We start from the raw sequence: 4,431 nt of genomic DNA, 5'->3' as shown, positions 1-4,431 counted from the left end.
GTGGCGATCACCAACGTCTGCCTCGGTCAGGCCCAGCTCGAACTCCACCGCCCTGCCGAGGCAATCGAGTCGGGTCGCACGGAGTCGGCGCCCAGAACAGGGCGGACCGGCGGGACGTACTGGGGCCCGGCGGGCCGACCGGCGCCGCCGGGCAGACGGATCGATCGGATCGAGCAGGGACGGAAACGGACATGGGTGAACGGCAGAGCGACGGCGGGCCGTCCGGCCGTGGTTCCCGGCACGCCCTCCTCGACGCCGACGTCGAGGCACTGATCGTCGCCTCCCTCATCCGGGACGGTGTCGACGCCGAGGCCGAGCAGCGGGCCGTGGCCGCCTTCCGGGCCGCCCGGGACGCCGGGGTCCTGCGCACGCGCACGCGCCGCAGGGACGACTGGCGCGCCCGGGAACGGCGGCGCCTCGGGCGGTCCCTGAAGACGACGCTCTCCGTGCTGCTCGCCAGTCTCACGCTGGGCGGTGTCGCCGTGGCGGCGATCGGCGTGGCGGGATCGCCGGAGGAAGGCACGAAGGACACCCCCGGGCGCAAGCCGGCCCCGAGCAGCGCCCCGCGCGACTCGTCGGAGCAGCCGTCTCGTGACAGCCACAGCCCCGGCCCCGGCTCCTCACCGGACCGGCCCGCCCCTGCCCAGGACACCGAGGCCCACTGCCGCGCCTACGAGCGGGTCGGCCGGCGCGGCACGGCCATGGAGGCGACGTCCTGGCAGCGTCTGGTGGCCGCCGCGGGCGGTGAGAGGAACGTCACGGCGTACTGCGCCGGACAACTGGAGGAGCCGAGGAGCAGGAGCGGTGGCTCCGGGAACAGTGGTTCCGCCAAGGACGACGGCGCCCCCGCCGCGCACGACGGTACGGGCAACGGGTCGGGCAACGGCTTGGACACCGGCTCGGGCAAGAGCCGGAGCGAGAGCAAGCGCTCCCAGCCCAACGGCCGTCACCAGTAGGGGATTTCGCGAGCACCGCCTGTCGCGGCCGGCCGGTCGCGCCGACCCGCAGGGGCCCGCCTCGGCAACGGCCGGGGCCGCCACCCCCCACAGGAGAGGCCCCGGCCGTCGCGCGGCACGGGCCGCGCGGCGGCCCGTACTTCCTACAGCGCCCCGTGTGCGTTTTCTGTCACACCCCACCGCGTCACGGCTTAGTTGCATCTCGGACGGACATGGACGGGGCATGGTTTCAGGTCGTAACGTGCCATTCGCGCCAACAGCGAAGGCGGCGAGACCACCGCAACCACCTGCGGGCTTGTGACCGCAACCACCAATTGAGCAACCACTACGGCGAGAACCCGGCCCGCGAAAGCGGCGCCGGTTTAGGCGCAGAAGGGCGCGCGGTGCTGGGGGACGACGCGGAGCTGACCGCCGCGGTGCGCGCGGCACAGGACGGAGACGAAGACGCGTTCCGGACTGTGTACCGCACCGTGCATCCGCGGCTGCTCGGGTACGTACGGACGCTGGTCGGCGACCCCGACGCCGAGGACGTGACGTCCGAGGCGTGGCTTCAGATAGCCCGCGATCTCGAGCGGTTCACCGGCGACGCGGACCGGTTCCGCGGCTGGGCCGCCCGGATCGCCCGCAACCGTGCCCTGGACCACATACGTATGCGCGGGCGCCGGCCCGCGATCGGCGGTGACGAGACCGAGCTGACCGGCCGTGCCGCCGAGTCGGACACCGCCGGCGAGGCCATCGAGGCGCTCGCCACCGACGGCACGTTCTCCCTGATCTCCCGGCTGCCGCAGGACCAGGCCGAAGCGGTCGTGCTGCGCGTGGTGGTGGGGCTCGACGCGAAGACCGCCGCCGAGGCGCTCGGCAAGCGCCCGGGCGCGGTCCGCACGGCGGCGCACCGCGGTCTGAAGCGGCTCGCCGAACTGCTCGGCGACGACCCGCAGGCCGATCCGGAATCGGCCGGGGTGCTCGACGCCCTGCCGCCCCAGCGAGAACCGCGTGGCGGTGCCGTGACGTCCGCAGGTGTGACGCATAGCCTTGTGCGGACGCAGAAGGATGTGTGATGGCCGACGAGCAGTACAGGTGGCTGGACCGCGAAACGGCGGAGCGTTTGCTGAGCGGAGAGCCACTCGGAGCTGTCGAAGGCGCCGGCCGGGACCAGGCCGAACACCTCGCCAGGACCCTCGGCGCACTGTCCGCCACACCCCCGCTGACCAGCGATGAACTCCCCGGCGAGGCCGCCGCGGTGGCCGCTTTCCGCAAGGCCCGCGCGGAACGCGCCGACGCGGCCGCGGCTCATGCGGCCACCGGCGGACGCGCCGCGGCAGACGTCTCCGACGCGGGGCTGGTCCGGATCGGAACCCCCGGCGACATCGGCACCGGCACTGCCCGGCCGCCCCGCTGGGCCCGTCCCGCCCGCCTCGCCCTGGCCGCCGTGCTGGCGGTCGGCATGGTCGGCGGGGTGGCCCTCGCGGCCGGAACCGGAGCCCTGACTGCACCGTTCGGCGACGACGAGCCCGACCCCGGCGCCTCCGTCTCGGCCTCCGTCACCCATCCCGAACGCCCGCTGGTGTCGCCGTCACCGGGCGACACCGCGCGGGGCGGATCCACCCCAGACGACTCCCCGGGCGGCTCGTCGAAGGGCGGGGCCGGTGCCCAGGGCCGGGACGAGGAGCGCGACGACGCGGCCCCGAAGCCGGACGACCGGAAGGACGGCTCCGGCGACCACCGCGGGGAGATCACCGCCGCCTGCCGCGACCTCGGCGACGGCAAGCGGCTGGACCCCGACCGCAGGCGTGCCCTGCGGGACGCGGCGGGCGGCCTCCGGGTGTGGAAGTACTGCAAGGGCGTTCTGTCGTCGGCCGCCCCCCGCTCCAGTGGGCGCGGGAGCGACGACCACGCGGACAAGGGCCGGCACCAGGGCAAGGGCACCGGCCGGGACCGCAGCCAGGACCCGAAGCCGGACCCGAAGGAGGACCGGAAGCAGGACAAGGCCGAGCGGAAGGCCGAGAAGCGGGCCGAGAGGAAGGAAGACGACGATGACGACGCGGACCACGGCGGCTTCCGGACCTCTCTCGCACCGCTGCGACCTGCGGCTTCGCACTCCGTGAAAATCGTCTGGCCGACGGTGTGACGTTTTCGGCCGCCCCGGCGCAGTAATGAGTGAGCCGACTGGTCATCGGCCGTCGCACAGAGCCGGGGTTCCCCCCGTACCTACGGCTCGTGCACTGAGCGCGGGCGGGACACGTTCCCCCGGTCCCGCCCGCGCCCCTTACTCCCTCTCCCGCTTACTCCCCCTCCCGCTTACTCCCTCTCCCGCGTCACCAGGACACGACGACCCTGTCGCCGTTGCGGACCTGCGCGAACAGCTCCGCGATCGCCTGCTCGTCCCGTACGTTGACGCAGCCGTGCGAGCCGCCCGCGTAACCCCGGGCGGCGAAGTCAGCCGAGAAGTGCACGGCCTGACCGCCGCTGAAGAACATCGCGTAGGGCATGGGCGAGTCGTAGAGCGTCGAGACGTGGTCGCGGGACTTCCAGTAGACGGAGAAGACGCCCTCCCGGGTCGGTGTGCCCTGCGAGCCGAAGCGGACCGCCATCGTCGACACGGTCCGCCCGTCGATCATCCAGCGCAGTGTCCTGCTGGTCTTGTCGATGCACAGCACCCGGCCGGTCCGGCAGCGCGCGTCCGGCGGGTCGGCCTGCTGGCCGCCCATCAGGTACAGGTCCCACCGGCCCGGCTCGCGCGTCATGCGCACCAGCCGCTGCCAGGTGACGGCGTCGGTCTTCCCGGTGCGCGGCAGCCCGCGCTTGCCCTGGAACCCGCTGACCGCCCGCTCCGTCTGTTCACCGTACGTCCCGGTCGGCCCCTCGAACAGCCAGGCGACCTGCCGCAGCCGGGCCTGGAGCTCCCGGACGTCCCGGCCGGTGTCGCCGCGGGACCACAGCACGCGGGGCGGGGCAGGTGCGGCACTCGGCTTGTCGTCGTCCGGCGCGGGCGCGGCGCTCGGCGCGCCGCCGCCCGGGGCGGGCGTGCTGTCCGGTGCCGGGGTGCCGCTGGGCAGTTCGATGTGCACCGGCGAGCGGCGCTTGCCCTCGCCGTCGGGGGTCTGCACCGTGCAGCCGGTCAGCGCGGCCAGCACGGCGAGTCCCGCTACGAACGCTCTTCCCATGCCCGTGGTACGCACACGGCCCCCCGCTCGTCTCACCGGTGTGCCCGGATGTCACCTGAGATGTTCCCCGGGCGTGACCGTTCGCGAACCAGGGGGCATGGTGGTGAGCGAGGTCACTGCTCTGCGGGAGGCACACCACCATGGCGCGTGAGTCGGAGTCCGGACTGCCGATCGAGCCGGTTTACGGGCCGCAGGCTCTTGAGGGCTGGGATGCGGCGGAGAAGCTGGGGGAGCCGGGGGCGTTCCCGTATACCCGTGGTGTGTATCGGTCGATGTATACGGGTCGTCCGTGGACGATGCGTCAGTACGCG

General features: G+C 73.6%; 5 protein-coding genes. 4 read left to right on the top strand and 1 reads right to left on the bottom strand.

What is annotated here, in order from left to right:
* Positions 1-191: 191 nt before the first annotated feature.
* The 3 genes from ABZ281_RS39755 to ABZ281_RS39745 all read left to right on the top strand — a co-directional run bounded on the left by ABZ281_RS39755 (position 192) and on the right by ABZ281_RS39745 (position 3,084).
* The gene (locus tag ABZ281_RS39755; RefSeq protein WP_356662851.1) at positions 192-956 is read left to right on the top strand and encodes a hypothetical protein; all 765 of its coding nucleotides are present in this window, start codon (positions 192-194) and stop codon (positions 954-956) included.
* Positions 957-1,339: 383 nt separating this feature from the next.
* Positions 1,340-2,014 carry an RNA polymerase sigma factor gene (locus ABZ281_RS39750; RefSeq protein WP_356662853.1) on the top strand — a complete coding sequence of 225 codons (675 nt, stop codon included), beginning with the start codon at positions 1,340-1,342 and terminating at the stop codon, positions 2,012-2,014.
* Positions 2,014-3,084 (top strand): hypothetical protein, encoded by a 1,071-nt coding sequence (locus ABZ281_RS39745; RefSeq protein WP_356662850.1) that lies wholly within the window; start codon positions 2,014-2,016, stop codon positions 3,082-3,084. The genes ABZ281_RS39750 and ABZ281_RS39745 overlap by 1 nt, the downstream gene beginning before the upstream one ends.
* 187 nt (positions 3,085-3,271) lie before the next feature.
* Here ABZ281_RS39745 and ABZ281_RS39740 read toward each other — a convergent pair whose 3' ends face one another.
* Complete coding sequence (locus ABZ281_RS39740; protein WP_356662849.1) at positions 3,272-4,120, bottom strand: L,D-transpeptidase family protein; 849 nt, start codon at positions 4,118-4,120, stop codon at positions 3,272-3,274.
* 140 nt (positions 4,121-4,260) lie between these two features.
* Here ABZ281_RS39740 and ABZ281_RS39735 point away from each other — a divergent pair.
* On the top strand, positions 4,261-4,431 hold a 171-nt coding region (locus ABZ281_RS39735; RefSeq protein WP_356662852.1), incomplete at its 3' end, for a methylmalonyl-CoA mutase family protein.

Source organism: Streptomyces sp. NPDC006265 (genome assembly GCF_040613555.1).
Classification (GTDB): domain Bacteria; phylum Actinomycetota; class Actinomycetes; order Streptomycetales; family Streptomycetaceae; genus Streptomyces.
This window is presented reverse-complemented; position numbering and strand designations above follow the sequence as displayed.

Excerpts from the sequence above, each read along its gene's own strand:
- ABZ281_RS39755 (WP_356662851.1), top strand. The coding sequence starts at position 192 with ATGGGTGAACGGCAGAGCGACGGCGGGCCGTCCGGCCGTGGTTCCCGG.
- ABZ281_RS39745 (WP_356662850.1), top strand. The coding sequence starts at position 2,014 with ATGGCCGACGAGCAGTACAGGTGGCTGGACCGCGAAACGGCGGAGCGT.
- ABZ281_RS39740 (WP_356662849.1), bottom strand. The coding sequence starts at position 4,120 with ATGGGAAGAGCGTTCGTAGCGGGACTCGCCGTGCTGGCCGCGCTGACC.